Consider the following 24246-nt stretch of genomic DNA (forward strand, 5'->3'; position numbering starts at 1 on the left):
GGCTTCGGCTTGTTTCAGGATGGCGATGATCTGGCTGTCGGTAAAGCGGGACGTCTTCATGTAGAGCTTTCTGTTCTTAAGTAGAAAATTCTACTTCTAACGACGCTCTTTTTGTGGGGGGATTACCTGGCCACGGCAGTACGCTGGTGCTCAGTCTTCCTCTATCGTGAAAGGAGCCACTATGATCGCCGATGGGGTTCCGATGATTGCAGGGTGGATGCGGTTTTCAAGCGGAATTTTGTTCTCGGTGTATGCGGTCTGGCCGGTGCGACGATGTTCTGTTAGTCAAGCGTCCAGGACGTGAAGGGCGCTAAGGAAGGTCGGCGATGGGGCGCCAGCGGCAGGAACGGAATGACGCCGACATGCCGGCGGGTATAATCGGCGGGAGCTGGCCACAACCTGCCGATAGCCTAGGTCGGTTCTAAGAATGGCTACAAGTGCAAAACAAGAATGGAGACGCGTGATGGCGCGACGATTCAACATCGCTGACTTCAAGGCCATTTCCCAAATGCCAGCCACCGGCGAAGCAGAGTGGCTCATCGCAGCCGAAGACTCTGTCGCCTTCTTGAAGGAGAGCGCGCAGAGCGAGGAAGTGGTGATATATGCCAGTGGTCCGGCGGCTTTCGTCCATGCCGTGCTCGCGCCGCTCAAGCAAGTCACCCCCGCAAATCATGAAGACCTGATGCATGCCTTCGTGCAGACGGATGAGAGTTGGACCATTCAAAAGAGCTACGGCGGCGGCGAAAGCCACCGCGTCTACCTTGAAGCCCCGTTGCAATCAAGATCGTCGCTCGCAGGCGGCGAGAAGCTCATCTTTCGGCGCTCGTTCGATGGTGTGCATCAGGGTGATAGTGCGATCGAGCTAAGTCAAAAGCTGATCCATGCGCTCCGCTTACATTTCGTACCCGAACGCAACGCATATTGCAGGCTGGATGGCCGTGGGGACATTGAGGACGTTGTCCGAGTTATCCGCACCGAACCCGGCCAAGGACGTGAGAGCCTGGTCGCGGTCACGATCCTCGCCAAGGAACTCTGCACGTACATGACTCTCGCGGACATGGCCTTAGTCTACTTTTTTGACTTCACCCGATTCAAATCCGGGAGCTTCAACGGCTGGGGCGAGCACTCGCGCATCGATCGGAATGCACCCGACCTGTTTTATCATGGCGGCAGCATTAATAATGCCAGCTACGTCAACGGCCGCATGATTGTCCGTTCAGCCATTTTGCTGCAGCAACTGATCGACGAATGGGAAGAGGAGTCAAACCCTGCGAAAAATAAGGAATATGCTTCGTTCAAGATATTCGACCGCAAGAACAAAGTCGAAATAGAAACGTCATGCGCGCCGGAATTCCTCTCAAACTACTTCCAGAAATCGCGACTTCCCTGGGAGATTTCACCGGCATTCTTTCGCCCCGACGTACTGCACCGCTTTAAGGCTGATCCGGAAAAATATAGTCTTGATGACCGATCCATCGGTTGCCGCAACGCTTGGCATCTGAAGGGCTACGACATCAACGATGTCGGACAAGTTCATGCCTATATTGGAGATTTGGCCCGCCTTCCGATCGAAGAACAGCGCTATTGGCAATCCTTCAACGAGTGGCCGAAGGGAACGATCTCAAAACGTGCATACGAAAACGACATACTCGGCGAGTTCAGCTGCGAGTACGATCCGCTCGACCTCCTGAAGTATAAGATCGGAAGACTCAATGCCGTGCCGCCTGAATGGTGGCAGCCCCGAAGCCAATCGCATATGGATGCTGCACGTTACCCGGCAACGGATTCGACGCTTGAGTGGGCCAATGAAATTATGGCCTTTGACCAAGTTCTCGTCGAAGGCTTCCAACTTAAGCCATTGCGAAAGATTCTTGAGGCCAAGGGCAAGAAGGCGGAAACGAGTTGGGCTTCGTTACGCGTGTCCGCAGAAATACTCGTCGCCTCAGGTCAGACGACCGATGAGGCAAAGGCGATTCTCTGGCCCCTCAGCAGGGTTCACGCCCTACGCAATATCCTGAAGGCGCACAGTTCCGTCGAAGAAAAGGACAAGGAAGTGCGGCAGGCGCGCGCAGCGCACGGAACCCTAAGAGCCCACTTCAAGGATCTCGCCGGCAAGTGCGACAAGAGCTTTGACGCAATCCTGCTCGCCCTCGGAGCTGGCGACCTGAATCCGTAAGCGGGGAGCACCAAGTGCCAACTGCGTGCTCTGCGAGAACTCGGCGCTGATCATCCACTGGTGCAAGTTGCGTTTTCAAGGCGCGATGTGCTCCAAAACTTCCCAAGGTCCATGGAAAAATACTCCCACCCTATACAGCCGCTAATGTTGCTCGATAATCAAAGCCCACTTATGAAAGGTGGTGTCTCAAGAGATGGCGAGGTAACAATTTCCTCGGATTTACAGGGGTACATTTTCTCGTGTGCAAAGGGGCTGGGTGTGCTCACTTCCGCATTGGACAAAGCAGCGCTTTCGATTGAATTTCTCGCCCACTCTGTGAAGCCCCTAAAAGGCTCTAGTTATACGCACGACGAACAAATCCAGTTTGCTATTGAAAACTATTTCATCCGTAGCGCCATGATCTATGATCGAGCGCTCATTTTTGCCAATCACCTTCTCGATTTGGGCGTAGCAGATGAATCTACCTCGCATCTGCAAATGGTCACCAATAGCCATGTTAAGCGCTACCAATTGGACGAGCACTTGAAAGAGTTGGGAAAAGTATGTCGCGAGAAGAGCGTAGAGCGAAATGCCATAATTCACCATCGTAGCTACTCCAAGGACGAGTTCAACCAATTTTCGATGATAATTTCGGCGAATGAGATTAGCAAACAGGCTGGCAAGAAAGCACCATTTCCGCGCAAGGCGGTGAAGGACCTTACCGATGCGGTGTTGAGTGACCACACGGCGGATTTCGAAGAGCACCTAGAAAAGATCAGGCGGTCGGTGAATGGTTTTCTCGACACTGCAGCAGCAGTGTACAAAATCCGGAGGGCGAGCTATTCGAACGAGGCCGATGTAGATGCCACGACATAGACGCTCCGGCAGGTAAAGGGGACCGAAGCTGCCGGAGCGTGGGTAGGTTTATATTGTGAACAGTACAGACTTTATGTTTGCACCCTATGTGGCAACAGTTGAGCTTGTTAATCTCCGCATGAGGCGAAAGCGGCCAGTTCCTATCGGCCGCAATGCCCAGCACCTTGCCACGGCGACTTCACCAGGCGCGCAGCAGCTCGATCGTTACGTGACTACCACCGGTCCACCGACCATCAACCCAGGCCTGATACTGCTACCGCTGGCGCGGCGCGGCCACCTGGTCACGTTAGTGGGATCGCCTGGCTGCTGCCGGCCGCTATTGCTGGCGCTGGCTGCACGCCATCCTGGCCATCTGAGGCACGGGCTGGGCGGTCGCTGGCCACTGGCATCGATCCCCGCCCGGCGACGAGGCGCATGCCACTCCCAGCCACGGTGACAACATTAGGCGCGCAGCAGCAGCTTGATCGCGCCGCAATCGCCAAGGACCACCAGCCTGCGCCTGGTACTGCTGCCGCTGGCGCGGCGCGGCCGCCTGGTCACGTCAGGGGGGTCACCTAGCGACAACCGGCCACTACTGCGGGCGCAGGCATACACGGCAACCTGGTGTCGGCACGCCGGCCTCCCGGCCACCGCCGACCACTGGCATCGATTCCTGCTGGCGACGAGGCGCATGCCACTCCCGGCCACGGCGACAGCACCAGGCGCAGCAGAAGCTCGAATTGGTCCGGCACTGCCAGCTATGCACCTCGATCCCAGCCGCCCAGTTAATAGAGCGATAAACCGAAACAAACGATGCGCAACTATCCAAAGTGCAGACGTCTGCACCAGCCGGCGCCGGGAGGTGCGGCGCGAGGGAATCCCTCAAGCGCTTAGTGCCAGGAGTACAGGCAAAGGGCCGGGTGTTGCCCGATGCATTAGAGCTGTCTCGGCGTCGTCTCGGCTTTGTCTCGGTAAATTTATATATTTACCGAGACAGTTTTTCTTAGCAAAATCAGATACTTGCCTTTCGATTTTGTATTGTCTCGGTGTCTCGGTGAACTTTTCACCGTTTTCCGTGCGCTCATGCTGCAATAGGACGAAAAAAAACCGCGCCAAAGCACGGTTTCATGCGGGTTTGCTACCGATTTAGGCGCGTTTGAACGTGACCGGAATGACGTTATCACCACTCTCGACCATATCGATATAGTCAGCGTACGCCTGCATCATCACCCGGCGCTCTTCCTGAAACTGCTCACGGTCATACGCTTCGCCGTACTCATCATCGGAGCCGTGCGCGAGCTGGCGATTTACCACCTCATGCCGGTAGCCCAACCGGGCCTTGATGACGCCCATTGCCAGGGAGCGGAAGCCGTGGCCAGTGTGCCGCCCCTGGTAGCCCATGCGCCGCAGCGCCATGAGGATGGCGCCATTCGACGCTGGCTTTTCGTGGTCGGTCCGGTTCGGGAACAGGTAGACGCCGTGGCCGGTCAGCTTGTGCAGCTCGCGCAGCAGCGCCCAACCCTGGCGCGGCAGGTGGACATGGTGATTCAGCTTGCGCGGATTGACGGCTTTGCGGCCCATCTTCATGCGATGCCAGGGAATTACCCAGGTTTCGCTTTCCAGGTCGATCTCTGACCAGGGCGTTTCGATCAGCTCACTGGTGCGGACGAATACCAGGAGCATCAAGCGCATCATGATCCGCGTGGGCAGGAACATGCCACCCTCTACCCGGGCCAGGGCGGCCAGGAACTCCGGCAGCTCGTCCGTACCGATGGCCGCATGGTGCCCCTTCACCCGGGGCTTGAGCGCGCCACGCAGGTCCGGGATCGGGTTGTACTTCACGATGCCCTTGGCGATTGCGAATCGGAACACCGAACTACAGTGCGCGGCAACGCGGGCGGCCATGTCTACGGCGCCGCGCCGCTCAATCTGCCGCAGGACATCGAGCATTATCGGAGCATCGAGTTCGGCCATGGGGCGGTTGCCAATACGAGGAAACACGTCGTTCTCAAGCCTAGCCATTGCCTCCTTAGCCGTGTTCTCCTTCCAGGTCTCGGCCTTGTTGGCGTGCCACTCGCGGGCCAGCACTTCAAACGTGTTCACCGCAGCGACCTTCTTTTGCAGCTTTTCGATGCGCTTGTGCTGGGCCGGGTCAACGCCGGCAGACTGCTGCTGCTTGGCCTTGCTGCGCTCAGCCCTGGCGGCAGCGAGCGTCACCTCCGGGTAGCACCCGAACGTAAGCCGGGTTTCCTTGCCGTTCGCCTGGCGCACCTTCATGCGCCAGAACTTGGAACCGCCGGGCATCACCTCGACGTAGAGGCCGCCGCCATCGGACAGCTTGTAGGACTTCTCGGCAGGCTTGGCGTTGCGCAGCTGGATATCTGTGAGGGGGGCAATCAGTTTCGGCATTTTGGGGGCATTAAATTTTGGGGGCATGAAACATGCCCCTAACCATGCCCCCAAAAAGCTGGGCTGTCAATGCACCCCCCGGCACCTCCTGAAACAAAAAACCCGCATGATCACTAGGATTCATGCGGGTTTCGGGACGTTCTGGAACCTCTTGGATTTATTTCTTGGCGGAAGCGGTGAGATTCGAACTCACGAACGGCTCACACCGTCGGCAGTTTTCAAGACTGCTGCCTTCAACCACTCGGCCACGCTTCCTTGTTGCTTTGCAAGTGCCCGCATTATACAGAAATCATCGCCCACCGCCAGACTGGAGGCGAAGCCGACCACGAGCCCGCGCGCGTCAAGCCGCCCGAACCCGCCACTTGCCCCGCAGCGCCAGCTCGAACTCGTGCGCCGGCAGCGGCTTGGAGTACAGGTAGCCCTGCACTTCGTTGCAGCCGGCGCCCTTCAGGAAGGCCAGCTGGTCTTCCGTTTCGACGCCCTCGGCGATGACGCGGTGGTTCAGCTGCTGGGCGATGCTGATGATGGTGCTGGCGATGGCGCAGTCGTTGGTGTCCTGCGGGATGCCCATCGTGAAGGAGCGGTCGATCTTCAGCGTGTCGATGGGGAAGCGCTTCAGGTAGGAGAGGCTGGAGTAGCCCGTGCCGAAGTCGTCCAGCGACAGCTTCACGCCCAGCGCCGTGATGCGGTCCATGATGCCGATGACCCGGTCGATATTGTGCATCAGCGTGCTCTCGGTGATTTCCAGCTCCAGCCACTGCGGCTCCAGGCCGTGGCGGCGCAGGGTTTCCTGCACCCTGGCCGGCAGGGCCTGCGTGAATTCGCGGGCCGACACGTTCACGGCCAGGCGGATCGGTCGCAGGCCGGCGCGCTTCCACGCCTGGGCCTGGGCACAGGCCTGTTCCAGCACCCATTCGCCCAGCTGCACCACCAGGCCCGTCGCTTCGGCCAGCGGGATGAATTCGGCCGGCGGCACCATGCCGCGCTCGGGGTGCTGCCAGCGCACCAGGGCTTCGGCGCCGATGATGCTGCCGTCGTCGATGCAGAATTTCGGCTGGTAGTGCAGCAGCAGTTCGCCGTTGCCCAGCGCCTGGCGCAGGCCCGATTCGATGCGCATGCGTTCGTGCATGCCCTGGTTCATGTCCTGGCTGTAGAAGGCGATGCCGTCCGCCTCCGTGCCCTGCTTGGCGCGGTACATGGCGATGTCGGCCTGGCGCAGCAGGGTTTCGGCGTCCATGCCGTCCTGCGGGTAGACGCTGATGCCGATGGCCGCGCCCACGCGCAGGTCGTGGCCGTCGATGATGAAGGGGTCCGCCAGGGTCGCCATCAGCTTTTGCGCCACCATCGACGCTTCCAGGTCCTGGCCGATCTCGAACAGGCCGACAGCGAATTCGTCGCCGCCCAGGCGCGCCACCACGTCCTGGTCGCGCAGGGCCAGGCGGAAGCGCTGCGCCACCTCGCGCAGCAGCTGGTCGCCGGCCTGCCGGCCCAGCGCGTCGTTGATCAGTTTGAAGCGGTTCAAGTCGATGAACAGCACGCAGCCTTGCATGCGGCCCCGCTGTGCCACCGTCACGGCCTGGTCGACCAGCTTGGTCAGCAAGGTGCGGTTCGGCAGGCCCGTCAGCGCGTCGTAATACGCCAGGTGGTGGATGCGTTCCTCGGCCTCTTTGCGCTCCGTGATGTCGCTCAGGTAGGCGATCAGGCCCATCGAGCGCCGGTCCGCATCGTACAGGGGCGACAGCGACAGGCTGGCCCAGAACACCTCGCCCGATTTCTTCTTGCGCCGCACTTCCATCAGGCGCCCGCCCTGCTCCAGGAAGGGGTCGTGCACGGCCGGGTCTTCGTCGTCGTACAGGAACAGGATATTGCGGCCCACCGCTTCCACCGACGTGTAGCCGAACAGGCGCTCGGCGCCCTTGTTCCAGCTCGTGATGAAGCCGCTCTGGTCCATCGTCACGACCGATTCGTGGATGTGGTCGAGGATCTGGTTCTGGTGCTGCAGCTGCGCTTCCACCTGCACATAGGCGTGGGTGGTGCGCTGGGCGCGCTCGTGCATCTGCAGCACGCTGGCGGCCAGGGTGGCCAGGCCCGCCAGGTGTTCGCGCCCGGCGCTGTCGTAGCCGTCGCGTCCGGCCACTTCGAAGCGGCCGAAGCGGTGGCCGTCATGGGCCACGTCCTGCACCAGGGCGCCGAACGGGGCAGCCGTGGCGGGCGTGGCACCGTCGGGCACGTAGCGGCCCCACGCGCTGTGCGTGACGGCGGCGGCGATGCGGCCCAGTTCGGCCGTCAGCGCGGGGCCGCGCAGCCGCAGCACGGCGTCGCACACGGCCGTGCTGCTGTTCAGGAGTTCACTGACCGGAAATGGTGCCATCTACAGGTTCCTGCTGACCTGGATGGCCCAGTGGTAACCCTGCAACTGGCTTTGCCAGAACGCTTCCGGCGTCAGTCCCACGGCATCGAGCCGTTCGCGTTCGGCCAGCGGCGCTTCCACCAGTGCCAGCAGCGCACCCAGCTGGCCGCTGCGTTCCAGCAGCGCCCCGGCCACTTCCGCGTCCAGGTGCAGCGCGCCGACGATTTCCGGCATCGGCATACCCAGCAGCACGTCCAGCAGCGCGAAGACGCCAACGACGAAGGCCATGTCCTGGCGGTCGCGGTCGCCGCCCAACTGCTTGCACAGCGCTTCCATCTGCGCCGCCCGCAGGGCCGCCAGCGGCAGCAGCAGGCTGGCCGTGCTGTCGTCCATCTGGCGCGCGTACAGCAGCAGTTGCAGCCAGCGCTGCAACTGGCGCCGGCCCAGCAGGTTGATGGCCTGGCCGAAGTTATGGATGGGCGAGGACAGCGCGAAGGCGGCCGAATTCACCAGCTTGAGCAGGTGATAGGACAGGGCCGGGTCCTGCTTCAGGATGGTTTCCAGTTCGCGCGAATCGGCATCCCGCGCCAGCAGGCCAAGGAGCGCCAGCAGGCGCTTGCGCGACGTGCCGTCGCCGCCTTGCGGGGCCGCTTCCCGTTCGTACGGACCGCTGAACCAGTGCATGCCGGCGGCGCGGCAGACGGCCAGGCGGGCGGCGCCCGGCACGTTGCGGGCCCAGTGGGGGCCGGGCAGGCTCATCAAAGCCAGCGCGGACGGCAGCGCCACCGCGCAATCGCTGGTGACGCCCTTCACGCCTGTCTGCATCGCATGGATGCCCGGTTCGCCGTCGGCGACCAGGCGGTAGCCCTGCTCCACCAGCTCGGCGCAGCGCTTGCGCACGGCCGGCTCGGCCAGCGCGGCGGCGTCGATGCGCAGCACGACGCGGCTGGCCGGCAAGGCCGCCATGTGTTCGGGCAGCATGCGCAGCGGGTCGGCCAGGGTGACGATGCAGTCCAGCGGCGCCAGCGCGGCACCCATGTCGGGCCAGGCAAAAACACTGAGCAATGCCTGCCAGGCATCGAGGCCGGATGCCGGGTGCGGCGCGACCGTCAGCGCAAGCGCCACCCACTGGTGCTGGGTGTTGGCGACGGCTTCCAGTCCCACCAGGGGGAACAGGCTTGGTTCGGTTGCGGACATGCGTTCTCGGATGGCTTTGGTGCGACTGTTGATATTAACGGACAGCAACCCCATTTCGATAGGGCGCCATGCGCGATATTGCAGTCTAAATTTTCAGTCAGGCAAAAGTAGCCGTGGTGGAATATATCAGATATTGCCACTAGTACATGTGCGCACGGCCAGGATCACGCGCCGTCTCCTGACATTTGTTCACCGGCTACAACGGTTAACGATACCGGCCTAGATTTCCCTGGCGTGCTGGACTGCAAAGCGGATCAGCTCGGCCTGCCCCTCGATACCCAGCTTGCGCTTGATATTCAGGCGGTGCGTTTCGACCGTCCGCACCGAAAGGTCCAGTTCCCGGGCGATCTGCTTGTTCGATTCGCCGTTGGCCAGGTGGCGCAGCACTTCCTGCTCGCGCGCCGTCAGCGGCTCTTCCTGTGCCACGCCGGCCTTCTGCCCCAGCTGGCCGGCCAGTGCGGCGCTGTAGTAGATGCCCCCGGATATGACGGTCTCGATGGCGACGACGATATCCTTGCCCGGCGCATCCTTCAAGACATAGCCACGCGCGCCAGCGGCCATGGCCTGCGTGACGTAATCGCTCTTGTCGTGCATCGACAGGATCAGCACGGCAACGGCGGGGCACTGGGCGCGAAACGCCGCCGTCGCCTCGATGCCGTTCCCGCCGCGCATATTGATGTCCATCAGCACCAGGTCCGGCGCGCAGTCGCGCGCCACGGCAAGGGCCTCGGCCGCACTGCCGGCCTCGCCGACAACGTCGAACGTCGGCACGGCCTCCAGGCGGGCCCGCAGGCCGTCGCGTACCAGGGGGTGGTCGTCCACCAGCAGTATCCGGATCGTCATCACGCTCCCGTATCGATGTGGGCGCGCACGACAGTGCCATCCGCGCTGGAATGGAGTTCGAAGCGCCCGCCGATGGCGTCCATGCGCTCCATCATGTTGCGCAGGCCGATGCCGCGCTGCGGATGCCGGGCGATATCGGCCGCGTCGAAGCCGGTGCCGTCGTCGCTGATGGTCAGGGTGACGCCATCGGGCGCGCCGGCCAGGGTGACGGCGATGTGGCTGGCGCCCGCGTGGCGCTCGATATTGGTCAGCGCTTCCTGGGAGATACGGAACAGCACCGTGTTCACCGTTTCCGCCAGCCGGTCCGTGCTGCCGGTGGCGGAAAACCGCACGGGCATGCCGCTGCCCTGTTCGAATTCGGCCGCCAGGTGCGCCAGCGCGGCGGCCAGGCCGATATCGTCCAGCACGGCCGGGCGCAGGTTGTGCGAGATGCGGCGCACTTCGCCCAGCACCTTGTTCAACTGTTCGGCCGTATGCTCGAACACGGCCAGGGCCTTTTCCTTTTGCGGCGGCTGCGCCGACAGCCGCGCGATGCCGGCCTCGATCTGCAGCTTGATCGACACGAGCCACTGGCTGATGCCGTCGTGCAGGTCGCGCGACAGGCGTGCCCGCTCCTCCTCCTGCGATTCCACCACCCGCTGCGCCAGCGCCTTGAGCTTGGCATCGGCCACGCGCGACTCACTGACATTCAAGGCCAGGCCGGAAACGCCCACGGCCAGTGCGGACAGAATGGCGATGGCGGCGATCCACAGCATCGTGTTCTGGATATTGCCGCGCTGCTGGGCATCGATCTGCGCCAGCGCCCGCTCCACGTCGTCCAGGTAGATGCCCGTGCCCAGCATCCAGCCCCACTGCGTCAAGGGCATCACATAGCCCAGCTTGGCCACTTCCTGGTGGGTGGACGGCTTCACCCAGTGATAGCGCTCCAGCCCGCCGCCAGCCCGGGCCCTGGCCAGCAGGCGCCGGATCGTCGGGCTGCCCGTGCCGTCCTTCAGGTCGACCAGGTTGCGCCCCACCAGTTCCGGCTGGCGCGGATGCATCAGGCTGTTGCCCTGCATGTCGTAGACGAAGAAATAGCCGTCGTCCCCGAAACTGAGCGAGGACAGGATGCGCTTGGCTTCATCCAGCGTGGCGGCATCCGTGCGGCCCGAGCCGTACAAGTGGGCGATCGAATGGGAGGCCAGCGCCACATAGTGCTTCAGCTCGGCTTCCTTGCTGGCCAGGTAGGCCTGCTCGATGGCCGCCTTCTGCTGCCCGGCCAGCAAGGCGGACTGGTGCCGCACGGCCAGCGCGATGGCGCACAACGCCAGGATCAACGGGGCGATGGCGAGGAAGAGGACTTTCTGCCGCAGTTTCATGGGAAGAGGAGTTTGTGCTGCAATTTCATGCCGCGATTGTACGTTGCGCGCCGCGCCACGGTTCTACGTAATACTACCGAGCCGGTCTGCGTAGTGCTGCGCTTGTGACAGTTATATGTTTCCTGAATACTGGCCATCACGGAAATCCCGCCTCGGCAGGCCGTTCCCTTAGCAAGCTCTCAGTTGCCATTACAGGTGCGCGCTCACCCTGCCCCCGTGGCAGCGCATCGAACCCTTTGGAGAAACCATGAATCCCGTCTTGAGCAAATTCGGCTGGGCAGCGTTGTCGCTGGCCGGCGCATCCGCGCTGGGGGTCGTGTCGCTGCACCGCGGCGAACCGATCAGCGCAATCTGGATCGTCATCGCCGCCGTCTGCGTCTACCTGATCGCCTACCGCTTCTACAGCAAGTTCATCGCCGAGAAGGTGCTGTCCCTGGACGACCGCCGCATGACCCCGGCCTTCAAGCACAACGACGGGCTCGACTACGTCCCCACCAACAAGAACGTGCTGTTCGGCCACCACTTCGCCGCCATCGCCGGTGCCGGCCCCCTGGTCGGCCCCGTGCTGGCCGCGCAGATGGGCTACCTGCCCGGCATGCTGTGGATCCTGGCCGGCGTCGTCTTCGCCGGCGCCGTGCAGGATTTCATCGTGCTGTTCCTGTCGATGCGCCGCGACGGCCGCTCGCTCGGTGACCTGATCAAGTCCGAACTGGGCCCCATCCCCGGCAATATCGCGCTGCTGGGCACCTTCATGATCATGGTGATCATCCTGGCCGTGCTGGCGCTGATCGTCGTGAAGGCGCTGACCGGTTCGCCGTGGGGCGCCTTCACCGTGATGGCCACCATCCCCATCGCCATCTTCATGGGCCTGTACTCGCGCTATATCCGCGTGGGCCGTATCGGCGAAGTGTCCATCATCGGCTTCGTGCTGCTGATGGCCGCCATCTTCGGCGGCCAGTACGTGCAGGAGAACCCGGCCCTGGCGCCGCTGTTCAACTTCACCGGCACGGAACTGACATGGATGCTGATCGGCTACGGCTTCATCGCCTCCGTGCTGCCCGTGTGGCTGCTGCTGGCCCCGCGCGACTACCTGTCGACCTTCCTGAAGATCGGCACCATCGTCGGCCTGGCCCTGGGCATCATCATCACGATGCCGATGCTGCAGATGCCGGCGCTGACCCGCTTCATCGACGGCACCGGCCCGGTCTGGACCGGCTCGCTGTTCCCCTTCCTGTTCATCACCATCGCCTGCGGCGCCGTTTCCGGCTTCCACGCGCTGATCTCCTCCGGCACGACGCCGAAGATGATCGAGAACGAATCGCATGCCCGCTTCATCGGCTACGGCGCCATGCTGATGGAGTCCTTCGTCGCCATCATGGCCCTGGTGGCCGCGTCCACCATCGAGCCGGGCGTCTACTTCGCCATGAACAGCCCGGCCGCGCTGATCGGCACGACGGCCGAATCGGCCGCCGCCGCCATTTCGCAGTGGGGCTTCTACGTAACGCCCGACATGCTGACGCAAACGGCCAAGGACGTGGGCGAGCACACCATCATCTCCCGCGCCGGCGGCGCCCCGACCCTGGCCGTGGGCATGGCGCAGATCCTGTCCAGCGCCATCGGCGGCAAGGCCATGATGGCGTTCTGGTACCACTTCGCCATCCTGTTCGAAGCCCTGTTCATCCTGACCGCCGTCGACGCCGGCACCCGCGCCGGCCGCTTCATGCTGCAGGACCTGCTGGGCGCGTTCTCGCCGGCCCTGAAGCAGACGGAAAACGTCTTCGCCAACCTGCTGGCCACGGGCCTGTGCGTGGCTGCCTGGGGCTACTTCCTGTACCAGGGCGTGGTCGATCCGCTGGGCGGCATCAATACCCTGTGGCCCCTGTTCGGCATCGCCAACCAGATGCTGGCCGGTATCGCGCTGATCCTGGCGACGTGCGTGCTGTTCAAGATGAAGAAGGAGCGCTACGCCCTCGTCACCATCGTCCCCACCATCTGGCTGCTGCTGTGCACCCTGACGGCCGGCTGGCAGAAGATCTTCCACGCCAACCCGAAGATCGGCTTCCTGTCCCACGCCGACAAGTACTCGGCGGCGCTGGCCAAGGGCGAGGTGCTGGCCCCGGCCAAGTCGATCGACCAGATGCAGCAGGTGATCTTCAACGACTACATCAACGCCTCGCTGGCCGCCTTCTTCATGGTGGTGGTGCTGTCGGTGCTGATCTTCGGCGTGCGCACGGCACTGCGCGCCCGCGCCGCGGCCAAGCCCACGCACAACGAGACGCCCGTGCAGCTGATGCCGGCGAGTTAAGGGAAAGCGTGATGTTCGACGAAATCGTCAAGGCCGGGCGTTATCTCGGGCAGAGCATGCGGCTGATGGTGGGCCTGCCCGAGTACGACACCTACGTGGCGCACTGCGAGGCCACCCACCCGGACCGGCCCATCATGAGCTACGAGGAGTTCTTCAAGGAGCGCCAGGAAGCCCGCTACGGCGGCGCCGGCAAGCGCGGCGGCTGCTGCTGACGGCAGCCTGATTGACGAAAGACGGCCCGGTCGTGCGAACGACCGGGCCGTTTTCATTCGCGGCGCTGTTTCAGCAGTCCATACGGTCGGTCCGCCGCAGCGGTCAGACAACTAAATCACACCAGTTATCCCGCAACCCTTTCTCCGAAACCCATGTCTGACCCTGGATTGAAACATCGGCGCGCGCGTATTGGGACGGTCAGCCGGCCGCCGCCAGCGGCAGGCGCACGGTGAACGTGCTGCCTTGCCCTGCCCCTGCGCTGGCGACGGCCAGGGTGCCGCCGTGCAGGCCGGCGAGACGCCGCGCCAGCGCCAGGCCCAGGCCGAGGCCTCCCTCGGTCCGGTCCGACGTCAGGGCGGCCTGCGCGTACGGCTCGAAGATGCGCTGCTGCAGTTCGGCGTCGATGCCGATGCCGTTGTCCTCGACCAGCACGTCGACATGGTCCGGCGACAGCGCCGTGCGCACCTGTACCGTGCCGCCGGGCGGCGTGTACTTGGCGGCGTTGTTGAGCAGGTTCGACAGGATCTGCACCAAGCGCTTGCGGTCGCCCCGCACGTACACGGGCGCGTCGGTCAGCTCGACCCGGCAATCCTGGCCCTTGCGGGCCATCAGCGGGCGAACCTGCTCGAAGGCGTCGGCGATCGGCACGCGCAGGTCCAGCACGGTCTGGTCCAACGCGATGCGGCCCTGGCCGATGCGCTCCATGTCCAGCAGGTCGTTGACCAGGCCGGCGATCTGGCCCACCTGCGCGGCGACGACGTCGCCCAGGCGGCGCCGCTCCTCCGGCTGACCCGCGCCGCCAAGGCGCAACACCTCGGCCGCAGCGCTGATCGGGGCCAGCGGGTTGCGCAACTCGTGCGCCAGGGTGGCCAGGAAGATGTCCTTGTGCTCCTGCTCCGCGCGCAGCGACGCCAGGGCCGTCTGCAACTCGCCCCTGGCATGGCCGCGGGCCTTGTCCACCACCGCCAGGCGCAGGGCAAAGCGCCAGATGATGACCATGAAGGCCACCACCATCGACCAGACGAACAGCGGCAGGGCCGTGCCCGCGTCATACAGGCCGGCGCGCGCCGCCGCCACCACGGCCGCGCCCAGCACGATGGGCAGCACAAAGGCCGACAGCAGCAGGCGCCGCGACATGCGGGCGCTGCCCACGTTGCCCGTCACCGCCGCCATCAGGCCGCGCCGCGGCAGGGCGAACAGCGTGCCGAGCGACAGGGACATCGCCTGCACTGTCGTCAGGATCGACGTGCCCCGGCCCGGCAGGAACTGGTACAGGAAGGTGTCACGAAACAGGTAGCCCGTCAGGTTCAACAGCGCCAGCAGGAACACGGCCAGCGAAGTGCCCTGCGCCGCCTGCACCCAGCGGCCGCGCGCCGTCAGCAGCAAAGCCCAGCCCAGCGCGAAGAACATGGTGGCCGTCAGCGGCGACGACAGGCTGGCAGCGTTCAGCCGGCCGCTCGCCGGCAACACGAACGGCGGCGGGGCCGTGCCGGCCACGTGGCAGGCGGCAATGGCCGCACACAGCACGATGACGCTGCCGCAACAGAGCCTGGCAGGCCCAAGCCGGCCACGCCACTGCAGCCACAGCGCCAGTGCCGCCAGCAGCGACAGCACGGTCGTGACGGGCACCATCGCAGGCAGGCCGGGCGCGATCGAGATGAAGAACGTCGCGCCGGCCAGCCAGCCGCCCAGGTTGGCCAGCCCGACGCCGAGGCACAGGACGGCCGCGGCGGGCGGCAGCGCCCCGACGACGGTGGAGGATGCTGATTTGGACATATAGCCGAAGCCTACAGCATGACGCGAACCATTTCACGGTCAAGCCGGGCAACGGGGCGCCCCCCCGCCGCCGCGCCGGCAACGGCTAGCCGGGCATCGCCAGGGTCAGCGTGGTGCCCTGCCCCGGCGCGGAAACGATATCGAGCACGCCGCCGGCGCCCAGCGCCCGTTCGCGCATGCCCGCGATGCCCCAGTGGCCGGGCCTGCCCTCGCGCTGGATGTCCGCGTCGATGCCCTTGCCGTCGTCGCTGACGGTGATGCGCACCGCACCCGGCTCATAGGCCAGCAGCACCGTCACGCAGGTGGCCTGGGCGTGGCGGCAGGCATTGCGCAGCGCTTCGGTCACGATGCGGCAGCAGGAGTCGGCATTTTCGGCCGGTACCAAGCGCCGCGCGCCCGCCACCTCGAAGGTGCATTCGCCGTCGCATTCCTTGCGCACGGCCGCCACTTCGTCCGCCAGCAGCGGCGCCAGGTCGAGCATTTTCCGTTCCGGCGCGCGCAGGTCCTGCACCCGGTCGCGCGCCTCAGCCACCACCGTGCCGGCGCGCGCCAGCGCCGCATCGAGCGACAGCCGCAGCGGATCGCCTGGCGGCAGTTGCAGGGTGACGGCGTCGAAGCGCAGGATCAGGCCCTGCACGCTTTGCAGCAGGGTGTCGTGCAGCTCGCGTGCGATGCGGTTGCGTTCCTCGCTGCGGGTATGCTCCAGCGCCTGCAGGCGCCGGTCGTGGATGCGCAGGCGCTGGCGATGGATGGCCCACAGCGCCGCGGCCAGCAAGACGGCACACGCCAGGCGGAACCAGGTGGTCTGCACCAGCGTGGGCGCCACGTGCAGCGGCAGCGCCAGGCTGACCGGACCGGCCACGCCGGCGCCATTGACGGCCTGGACGACGAAGCGGTAGTCGCCCGGCGGCAGGCCCGTGTAGACGGCTTCGATGCCGGCGCCGGCACGCTGCCAGTCGCGGTCGTAGCCTTCGAGCCGGTATCGGTAGTGGAGACGGGCCGGCATCGACAGCGCCGGCGCGGCGTAGCGCACTACCAGCCGCTGCGGCGCCGGCGGCAGGCGCACGGCGGCGTTCGCGCCATAGGCCTTGCCGTCCGCTTCCACGCCCGTGACGGCGGCGGCACGCGGCACCGGTTCCGGCCTTACCCCGCCTGGCGCCAGCCAGAATGCGCCCTGCCCGGTGATGGCCCAGATGCGGCCATCGGCGGCGCGCCGCATGCCGCCCGCTTCCAGGATGGCGATGCGGCCACGCAGCCCGTCGCTGTCGTCGAACACGCGTGCGTCGAACTCGCGTCCGGAAGCCAGCGCCTTGGCGTCGAGCAGCACGATGCCCGCCGCACCGTGCAGCCACAGGCCTTCCGGCCCGCCGGCGGCACCGGCTACGCCGGCCAGGGCGCTGGCGGGACGCGCGGCCACGGGCCGGAACCGTGCGCCGTCGAGGCGCGACATGCCGTCGGAACCGGCCGCGAAGATCGCGCCGCCATAGTCCACCAGGGTCGCCACCTTGCCGACGCGCAGGCCCTGGGCCGCGCCGAACGTCGTGACGCGGTCCCGCTCGAGCATCGCGACCTCGTTGTCGATATAGCCGAACCACATGCGCCCGCGCGCATCGGCCAGCAGCGACATCGGCGTCTTGCGCCCTGCCTTGGGCAAGGCCGCCGGCCGCTCCCACCGGCCGTCGCGGTAACGCTGCACGCCGCCGCCGACGATGGCGATCCAGATCGTGCCGTCGGCCGCCACGGTGGCGGTATGGATGCGGCCCACCGGCCCCAGGTCCTGCGGCAGCGCGACCTGGCGCAAGGTGCGCCGGCCATCGGCCGTGCGCAGGCTCAGCATGGTCCGGTGCGCCAGCAGGACGCCATCGGGTGCGGCGACCACGTGCACCGCGGGGGGGCCGGGCAGCTGGATCGCGGTCCCGTCGCCGTGCACGCGCCAGTTGCGCTCCTCGGTGACGCCGATGATGCCCTCGCCGTCGGCCGGCGCCAGGCTGGCCGACTCGTGGAAAGGCTCGGCCAGGCGCACCACATTGGTTTGCCGGAAGCGGTCCAGGCCACCGTCGGTGGCGACCCAGACATTGCCGTCCGCATCCTCCAGGAAGGCGCCGACGAGCGTGCCCGACAGGCCCTGGGCCACGGTGAAGGACTGGGTATCGGGCGCGTGCTCGGCCCCTGGCGGCGCGGCCGCGCTGCCCGGCGCGACGCTGCGGTGGATCGCCCCTTCGACGTCGTACCACAGGGCGCCGGCGCGATCGGCCAGCATGCTGCCCGTGACCTCGCCCTTTTGCCGGTAGATCCACGGCCGGCTGCGGCGTTCATACCGTTCCAGGCTGTCGATGATGCGGATGCCGCCCTGCTCCAGGATGTACACGGGCGCGCCCCGCGCTGCCGGCCCGCGCCGCTGCGCGAAGGGCTGGCGCGCATCGAGCTTGCCCGGCATCTTGACGAAACGCGTGGCGCCGGCCGGCTGGACGAACAGGCCCTGTTCGGAGAATGCCGACACGGCGCCGTCGGCATCGACGAAGACGGCCGACGCCTTGCGCGCCGTGAAGCCCCGCCCGGCGCCGACGCGGCGCCAGCGCTGGCCGTCGAAATGATTCAGGCCTTCGATGCCGGCCGCCCAGGTGCCCGCGGCATCGGCGGCGAAACCCCAGATCGAGCCGGCCGTCACGCCGTCCTTCGCCGCCCAGTTGCGCACGACACCCTGGCGGTAGTGGCTGATGCCGCCGAGGCGCCAGCCGATCCACAGGCCGCCGTCGGCGTCGGCATGCAGGGCATACACGTCGGTGTCGGGAAAGCGCTGGGGCGCGGCCGGCGCGACGTGCTCGAAGCGCAGGCCATCGAAACGGTACAGGCCCTGGCTCGTGCCCAGCCACAGCCAGCCGTCGCTGTCCTGGGCCAGCGCATTGATGTCGGCCGGCGCGCCGTTGCGCGACGTCCAGCTGGTGTGTTCGAGCTGGGCCAGCGGCCGGTCCAGGTCGATGGCGAGGGCGGGCAGGCAGAGCAGGCACAGGAGTGCGCATGGGACAAGGCGGAGCAGAACGGTCAACCGGTTCAACAAAGGCGATCTCGATAGGGGTGGATTGAGCTGCCGCACGCGAATCGCCGGGCGATCCGGGCAGGGCCGAAGCCTCAATGGTACAGGCTGGCGGCAGACAGGTGCAGGGCCTGCCGCTATACTGGCCGGCGCCGCCCCCAACCCGGACCGACCATGACCCGCAGCCCCCTTTCCATCCTCGTCGTCGAAGACCACCCGACGATCGCGCGCCAGATCGTGCAGTTCCTCGACGGCCTGGGATGGCACCCCGACCATGCCGCCAAGGGCGCGCTGGCCGTCGACCTGGCCACGCGCGAGTCCTACGACGTCGTGCTGCTCGACCTGAACCTGCCGGACATGGACGGCCTGGACGTGTGCCGCGCCATCAAGGCCGGTGCGCCGCGCAACGTGCCGGTGCTGATGCTCACCGCGCGCGACGCCTTCGAGGACAAGGCGCGGGGCTTCCATGGCGGCGCCGACGACTACGTGACCAAGCCCTTCGACCTGCGCGAACTGGCCCTGCGCTGCGAGGCGCTGGCGCGGCGCGGCCAGCTTCATGTCGGCCAGGCCCTGCACGTCGGGCCATTGACGCTGCTGCCACGAGAACGGCAGGCCACGGTCGACGGCGTTCCCGTGGTGCTGACGCAGGCCGGCTTCAAGCTGCTGCTGGCGCTGTGCCACGCCTACCCGCGGGCCGTGTCGCGCTCGGCGCTGATGCACGAGCTATGGGGCAGCAACCGGCCCGACAGCGATGCGCTGAAGTCGCACGTGTATGCCTTGCGCAAGCAGCTGGAACTGGCCGGTGCGCCGCAGGCGATCGTGACGATCCCCCAGCTCGGGTACCGGCTGGCGCTGGGGCAGGAGACGGAGCCGGGGCAGCATGTTTAAATCGATCCGGCACGGCCTGTTCGCGGCCCTGGCCGGCTTCACGGTGCTGCTCTGCGTGGGCTACACGGGGCTGGCCCTCGTCATTTCCTACGTCACCGAGGACATGCTGGTGGACCGGCTGATGGCGCGCGAGGCCGCCGCCGTCACGGCGCACTTGAACCGGAGCGGGACGCTCGCGCAGCCGGCCGATGCGCTGTTGCGCGTGCACGGCGACGCCGCCACCTTGCCCGCGCCCGTACGCGAACAGGTGGCAGCCGGCCGGCGCCGCGCCGAGGTGTTCACCGACACGGGGCAGCACTATCACTTCCGCACGCTGGACCTGCCGGCGCCAGGCCGGCCGCGCCGCGTCTACCTGGTGGCCGACGCGGGGCCGCTGCTGGTGGTCTCGAAGCTGTTCCAGGAGGTCGGGGGCTTCCTCGTCGCCGTGGCCGTGGGCCTGATCGGGCTGGCGCTGCTGCTGGCCTGGCTGCTGGCGCGGCGCCTCGTCTCGCCGCTTCTGACACTGGCCCACGAAGTGCGCGATGCCAGCACGGGCGGGCCGGCCCGCTTTTCGGCGCAGGGGCGGCCGGACGAAATCGGCTACCTGGCCGACCGGCTGGCCGCCGCCATCGACGAACTGCAGGCCACACTGCGGCGCGAAAGCGCGTTCACGCGCGATGTCAGCCACGAATTGCGCACGCCCTTGACGGTGCTGCGCAACACGCTCGGGCAGGCCACGGCGCGCCCGCTGGACGAGCAGGAACGCGCGCAGCTCCAGGCCGGGCTGGCGGAGATGGGCAACACCATCGACGTGCTGTTCGCGCTGGCGCGTGCCGGCCATGTCGCGCTCGAGGCGTTCGACCTGCGCGGCTGCATCGAGGACAGCCTGCTGCGGCTGGTGGCGCAGGGCGGGCGCGATGACGACTGGCTGGCGCTCGATATGCCGGAGCGGATCGACGTGGCCGGCCATCCCACCCTGGCGGCGCTGCTGCTCAATAACTGCCTGGGCAATGCCCTGTTCCATGGCGCGCCCGGCGCGCCGCTGCGGGTGTCCTACGACGGCGGCGAGCTGGCCATCGGCAATGCCGTCGACCCGGGCCGCGCCGGCACCACCCAGGGTTTCCACCATGGCCAGAACCTGCTCGGCAGGGTCGCCGCCGCGATGGGCTGGCAGGTGCGTTTCGAGGCCGGCGCCACGCACTACCAGGTCGTCATCACACCCCGGCTCGCCGGCTGAAAAGCGCCGGATTTCACCGGCATTTCACCGCGCCGTCGTCACACTGCGAACTCGTCAACCTTCACGAGAACGCCCCATGAAAACGATGATCGCCCTGCTCACCCTCGCGCTCGCGACCCTGCCCGCCGTCGCCCAGGTGAAGTCGCTGCAGCACAAGGAGGAAAAGCGCCGCTACCTCGTCTACACGCCGGCCGGCTATGCGGGCCAGCCGCAGAAAGCCTACCCGCTCGTGTTCAACTTCCACGGCGGCGGCATGACCATGGCCGAACAGATGCTGTATACGGGCATGAACCGCGCGGCCGACCGGCACGGCTTCATCGTCGTCTACCCGATGGGCATCAAGGGCGACTGGAACGTCGGCTTCGGCATGCCCTACCTGGAAGGCACGGACGACATCGGCTTCACGGAAAGCCTGCTGGCCAAGCTCAAGCAGGACTACCGCGTCGACGGCGCGCGCGTGTATGCCACCGGCCTGTCGCGCGGCGGCTTTTTCGCGCTGCGCGTGGCGGCAGAATTGCCGCAGTCGTTCGCGGCCGTGGCCTCGGTGGGTGCGCCCATGCCGGAACCGGTCGTGCAGCACGACCGCAGGGCCGGCAAGGTCGGCGTGCTGCTGATCCAGGGCACGGCCGACACGGTCGTGGCCCATGGCGGCAAGCCGGGCGGCTACCTGTCGGCCGAGGACAGCCATGCCTACTGGCTCAAGCGCAACGGCATCGGGCCGGGGACGCCGGTGCGCCGCGTCATCGACGCCGATCCGGGCGACGGCACCGAGGTGCATTGGGTCGAACAGGGTGACGGCCAGGCCAGCGTGGCGCTGGCCACCGTGCGCGAAGGCGGCCATACGTGGCCGGGCGCCGATCCCTTCAATGTCGGCCTGCCGATCGGCAGGACCAGCCGCGATATCGACGCCAACGAGACGATCTGGCAGTTCCTGGCGCGGCACCGGCGCTAGGCAAGGCTTGCGACGACTGCCGTCGCGTTTTTGCCCGTTTTGACCGTTTTTTTTCCACACTTAATTTCAAAAAAGAAAATCTAGAGCCAGATCAAGGTCAGCCCACCCCCTACGCCGTATATTTTTCCGGATGGAATCATTTTATGGCGCGGGACATGCTTAATTTCGAACGTTCGGGACTCAGCCGAAAGCTGACGATCATCTCGGTGCTCTCCACCGGCAGCGCGCTGCTGCTGGTGTTCGCCGCGTTCGCCCTGACGTCGCTGTTCAGTCATACGGAATACCAGGCCAAGCAATTGACGTCCTTGGCCGATGTCATCGGCGTCAACAGCGTGGCGCCGCTGCTGTTCGCCGACCGCGTCACGGCCGAACAGGCGCTGGCCGCGCTGGCCGTGCAGGACGACGTCACGCGGGCGGCCCTGTTCGACCGCAATGGTCAGCTGTTCGCCAGTTACCCGGTCCGCCCGGGAACGCCGCCGACGGCGCTGACGGCGCAGCAGATGGCGGCGCTGGCGCTGCCGCCGGCGTCGTCGCTGTCGTGGACGGCGCACTTCAAGGCCTACCTGCCCGGGCCGATGCGGCTGTACCGCCCCGTGCAGGCGGCGGGCCACGTGATCGGCGCCGTGATGATCGAATCAAGCATGGGCCAGATGTGGTTCGACATGCTGAAAAGCCTGGGCATCACGGCGCTGGCCACGGGCGTGTCCTTCGTCGTCGCCCTCAGCCTGGCGGGGCGGTTCCGGGGCAGCATCGCCCAACCCATTGCCGAACTGATCGCCGCGGCGCGCTGCGTCACCACCAGCCAGACCTACGCCCAGGTGCAGCACGAGCGCAGCGACGAACTGGGCACGCTGATCGACAGCTTCAACGACATGCTGGCCCAGATCGAGCACCGCGACAGCAAGCTGGCCCAGTATCGCGACCAGCTGGAGCGGCAGGTCAGCGTGCGCACCGAGCAGCTGGAAAAGGCCAAGAACGCGGCCGAAGCGGCCAGCCAGGCCAAGAGTGCTTTCCTGGCCAATATGAGCCACGAGATCCGCACGCCGATGAACGGCGTGCTGGGCATGACGGAACTGCTGCTCGGCACGGCGCTGACGGACCAGCAGCGCCACTACACCAGCATGGTGCAGCGCTCGGGCGAGCACCTGCTGGTGATCATCAACGACATCCTCGACTTCTCGAAGGTGGAAGCGGGCAAGCTGACGGTGGAGTACATCCACTTCAATTTCCGCGAACTGCTGGACGATATCGACTACGTGTTCTCGCCCCAGGCCGAAGCCAAGGGCCTGGACCTGGAGTTCGCCATCGCGCCCGATATTCCCGTGGCCATCTGCGGCGACCCGAACCGGCTGCGCCAGGTCATCGTCAACCTGCTGGGCAATGCAATCAAGTTCACCGACACGGGCCGCGTCACGGTGCGCGTCAACGTCATCGGCGAGGATGCCCAGGCCGTGCGGCTCAAGCTGGAAGTGCAGGACACGGGTGTGGGCGTGTCGCGCGAGGCGCGCGGGCGCATCTTCGATTCGTTCTCGCAGGCCGACGGCTCGACCACGCGCAAGCACGGCGGCACGGGCCTGGGGCTGGCCATTTCGAAGCAGCTGGTCGAACTGATGGGCGGTACCATCGGCGTCGACAACGCGCTGACGGGCGGCTCGATCTTCTGGTTCACCGTGCAGTTCGACAAACGCCGCGTCGACGCGGACGAGGCCTCGTTCCACCAGAAGACCACCAAGGGCCTGCGCGCGCTGATCGTCGACCCGCAAGCCGACAGCCGCGCCGCGCTGGAAAAGCTGCTGGGGCGCTGGCACCTGAAAAGCGACAGCGCCGCCACGGCCGAACAGTGCCTGGCCATGCTGCGCTCGGCCATCGCCTGCGGCCAGCCCTACGACGTGGCGCTGCTGGACATGGACTTGCCGCAGCTGAGCGGCCTGACCCTGGCGGCCGACATCAAGGCCGATCCGGCCACGGCCGCCGTGCGCGTGCTGCTGCTGTCGACCGAGCGCAATGCGGCCGACACGGTGCAGCGGCGCGAGGCCGGCGTGGCCTTCCAGCTGGTCAAGCCGGCGCGCGAGTGCGACCTGTACGACTGTATCGTCACGCCGCTGCGCGCCAGCGAAGGCATCCGCACCGCGTCGCCGCAGGCGCCGTCGGCCGGCCGTGGCCACCGCCCCGGGCAGCGCCGTGCCCCGCGCCGCCACAAGGTGCTGCTGGCCGAGGACAACCCCGTCAACGTGGAAGTGGCGTCGGCCATGCTGGAGGGACTGGGGCTGCAGGTGGTGCGCGCCTGCAACGGCGAGGAAGCGCTGGCCGCGGTGCGCCAGGGCGAATTCGACCTGGTGCTGATGGACTGCCAGATGCCCGTGATGGACGGCATGGCCGCCACCGCCGAAATCCGCCGCCACGAACAGCAGCAGGGCCGCGCGCGCCAGCTGCCGATCATCGCCATCACGGCCAACGCCCTGCAGGGCGACCGCGAGACATGCCTGGCGGCGGGCATGGACGACTACCTGTCCAAGCCGTTCACGCAGCAGACCCTGTCGGATACGCTGGCCCGGTGGATCGCCCTGCCGCGCGCGGCCGCCGTGCACCATGGCGACCGGGATGACGGCCTGAGGCCGCCGCCATTGCAGCCACTGCCGGCGATGGCGGTGCCGCACGTGCGCGCACCAGTGCTGGCGGCGGCCGCGGCAGCCAG

15 protein-coding genes and 1 tRNA gene are annotated in these 24246 nt (G+C 66.1%); 8 read left to right on the forward strand and 8 right to left on the reverse strand.

All coding sequences use genetic code 11. The annotated features are described in order from the left end of the window. The first annotated feature begins 463 nt into the window (after nt 1-463). On the forward strand, nt 464-2176 hold the full coding sequence (locus GM672_RS22720; RefSeq protein ID WP_155472810.1) for a hypothetical protein: 1713 nt from the start codon (nt 464-466) through the stop codon (nt 2174-2176). A gap of 111 nt (nt 2177-2287) precedes the next feature. Continuing rightward, on the forward strand, nt 2288-3031 hold the full coding sequence (locus GM672_RS22725; RefSeq protein WP_155472811.1) for a Cthe_2314 family HEPN domain-containing protein: 744 nt from the start codon (nt 2288-2290) through the stop codon (nt 3029-3031). Nucleotides 3032-4156: 1125 nt separating this feature from the next. On the opposite strand, the gene GM672_RS22730 is transcribed toward GM672_RS22725, so the two are convergent. From GM672_RS22730 to GM672_RS22755, 6 genes are all read right to left on the reverse strand, one after another. Continuing rightward, on the reverse strand, nt 4157-5419 hold the full coding sequence (locus tag GM672_RS22730) for a tyrosine-type recombinase/integrase (protein WP_155472812.1): 1263 nt from the start codon (nt 5417-5419) through the stop codon (nt 4157-4159). Nucleotides 5420-5584: 165 nt separating this feature from the next. After that, nucleotides 5585-5674 (reverse strand) — tRNA-Ser (locus GM672_RS22735). An 85-nt stretch (nt 5675-5759) separates the two neighbouring features. Then, nucleotides 5760-7790, reverse strand: a complete 2031-nt coding sequence (locus GM672_RS22740; RefSeq protein WP_155472813.1) for a putative bifunctional diguanylate cyclase/phosphodiesterase — start codon at nt 7788-7790, stop codon at nt 5760-5762. After that, a complete protein-coding gene (locus GM672_RS22745; RefSeq protein WP_155472814.1) occupies nt 7791-8966 on the reverse strand; it encodes an HDOD domain-containing protein in 1176 nt (391 codons plus the stop codon). A 219-nt stretch (nt 8967-9185) separates the two neighbouring features. Next, a complete protein-coding gene (locus GM672_RS22750) occupies nt 9186-9809 on the reverse strand; it encodes a response regulator (protein WP_155472815.1) in 624 nt (207 codons plus the stop codon). Continuing rightward, nucleotides 9809-11167, reverse strand: coding sequence for a cache domain-containing protein (locus GM672_RS22755; RefSeq protein ID WP_155472816.1), 1359 nt, complete (start codon nt 11165-11167; stop codon nt 9809-9811). The genes GM672_RS22750 and GM672_RS22755 overlap by 1 nt, the downstream gene beginning before the upstream one ends. A 247-nt stretch (nt 11168-11414) precedes the next feature. Between GM672_RS22755 and GM672_RS22760 the strand changes: the two genes are divergently transcribed. Both GM672_RS22760 and GM672_RS22765 read left to right on the forward strand, forming a co-directional pair. Next, nucleotides 11415-13472 (forward strand): carbon starvation CstA family protein, encoded by a 2058-nt coding sequence (locus GM672_RS22760; RefSeq protein WP_155472817.1) that lies wholly within the window; start codon nt 11415-11417, stop codon nt 13470-13472. An 11-nt stretch (nt 13473-13483) separates the two neighbouring features. Beyond that, nucleotides 13484-13684 carry a YbdD/YjiX family protein gene (locus tag GM672_RS22765; protein WP_155472818.1) on the forward strand — a complete coding sequence of 67 codons (201 nt, stop codon included), beginning with the start codon at nt 13484-13486 and terminating at the stop codon, nt 13682-13684. Nucleotides 13685-13883: 199 nt separating this feature from the next. Here GM672_RS22765 and GM672_RS22770 read toward each other — a convergent pair whose 3' ends face one another. Continuing rightward, nucleotides 13884-15461 carry a sensor histidine kinase gene (locus GM672_RS22770; protein ID WP_155472819.1) on the reverse strand — a complete coding sequence of 526 codons (1578 nt, stop codon included), beginning with the start codon at nt 15459-15461 and terminating at the stop codon, nt 13884-13886. Nucleotides 15462-15546: 85 nt separating this feature from the next. Beyond that, nucleotides 15547-18507, reverse strand: coding sequence for a sensor histidine kinase (locus GM672_RS22775; RefSeq protein ID WP_170300200.1), 2961 nt, complete (start codon nt 18505-18507; stop codon nt 15547-15549). Nucleotides 18508-18669: 162 nt separating this feature from the next. Here GM672_RS22775 and GM672_RS22780 point away from each other — a divergent pair, with 162 nt between their 5' ends. The 4 genes from GM672_RS22780 to GM672_RS22795 all read left to right on the forward strand — a co-directional run. After that, nucleotides 18670-19383 (forward strand): response regulator transcription factor, encoded by a 714-nt coding sequence (locus GM672_RS22780; RefSeq protein WP_155472821.1) that lies wholly within the window; start codon nt 18670-18672, stop codon nt 19381-19383. Beyond that, nucleotides 19376-20599 (forward strand): sensor histidine kinase, encoded by a 1224-nt coding sequence (locus GM672_RS22785; RefSeq protein ID WP_155472822.1) that lies wholly within the window; start codon nt 19376-19378, stop codon nt 20597-20599. The genes GM672_RS22780 and GM672_RS22785 overlap by 8 nt, the downstream gene beginning before the upstream one ends. A gap of 76 nt (nt 20600-20675) precedes the next feature. Next, nucleotides 20676-21551, forward strand: coding sequence for a CE1 family esterase (locus tag GM672_RS22790; RefSeq protein ID WP_155472823.1), 876 nt, complete (start codon nt 20676-20678; stop codon nt 21549-21551). Between the two features lie 155 nt (nt 21552-21706). After that, the coding region (locus GM672_RS22795; RefSeq protein WP_155472824.1) for a response regulator at nt 21707-24246 on the forward strand (2540 nt) is incomplete at its 3' end.

The organism is Pseudoduganella buxea (assembly GCF_009720835.1).
Lineage (GTDB): Bacteria > Pseudomonadota > Gammaproteobacteria > Burkholderiales > Burkholderiaceae_D > Rugamonas > Rugamonas buxea.

Bases quoted from the DNA above. Each gene is read 5' to 3' on its own strand.
- GM672_RS22720 (WP_155472810.1), top strand. From the start codon at position 464: ATGGCGCGACGATTCAACATCGCTGACTTCAAGGCCATTTCCCAAATG.
- GM672_RS22725 (WP_155472811.1), top strand. From the start codon at position 2,288: ATGGAAAAATACTCCCACCCTATACAGCCGCTAATGTTGCTCGATAAT.
- GM672_RS22730 (WP_155472812.1), bottom strand. From the start codon at position 5,419: ATGCCGAAACTGATTGCCCCCCTCACAGATATCCAGCTGCGCAACGCC.
- GM672_RS22740 (WP_155472813.1), bottom strand. From the start codon at position 7,790: ATGGCACCATTTCCGGTCAGTGAACTCCTGAACAGCAGCACGGCCGTG.
- GM672_RS22745 (WP_155472814.1), bottom strand. From the start codon at position 8,966: ATGTCCGCAACCGAACCAAGCCTGTTCCCCCTGGTGGGACTGGAAGCC.
- GM672_RS22750 (WP_155472815.1), bottom strand. From the start codon at position 9,809: ATGACGATCCGGATACTGCTGGTGGACGACCACCCCCTGGTACGCGAC.
- GM672_RS22755 (WP_155472816.1), bottom strand. From the start codon at position 11,167: ATGAAACTGCGGCAGAAAGTCCTCTTCCTCGCCATCGCCCCGTTGATC.
- GM672_RS22760 (WP_155472817.1), top strand. From the start codon at position 11,415: ATGAATCCCGTCTTGAGCAAATTCGGCTGGGCAGCGTTGTCGCTGGCC.
- GM672_RS22765 (WP_155472818.1), top strand. From the start codon at position 13,484: ATGTTCGACGAAATCGTCAAGGCCGGGCGTTATCTCGGGCAGAGCATG.
- GM672_RS22770 (WP_155472819.1), bottom strand. From the start codon at position 15,461: ATGTCCAAATCAGCATCCTCCACCGTCGTCGGGGCGCTGCCGCCCGCC.
- GM672_RS22780 (WP_155472821.1), top strand. From the start codon at position 18,670: ATGACCCGCAGCCCCCTTTCCATCCTCGTCGTCGAAGACCACCCGACG.
- GM672_RS22785 (WP_155472822.1), top strand. From the start codon at position 19,376: ATGTTTAAATCGATCCGGCACGGCCTGTTCGCGGCCCTGGCCGGCTTC.
- GM672_RS22790 (WP_155472823.1), top strand. From the start codon at position 20,676: ATGAAAACGATGATCGCCCTGCTCACCCTCGCGCTCGCGACCCTGCCC.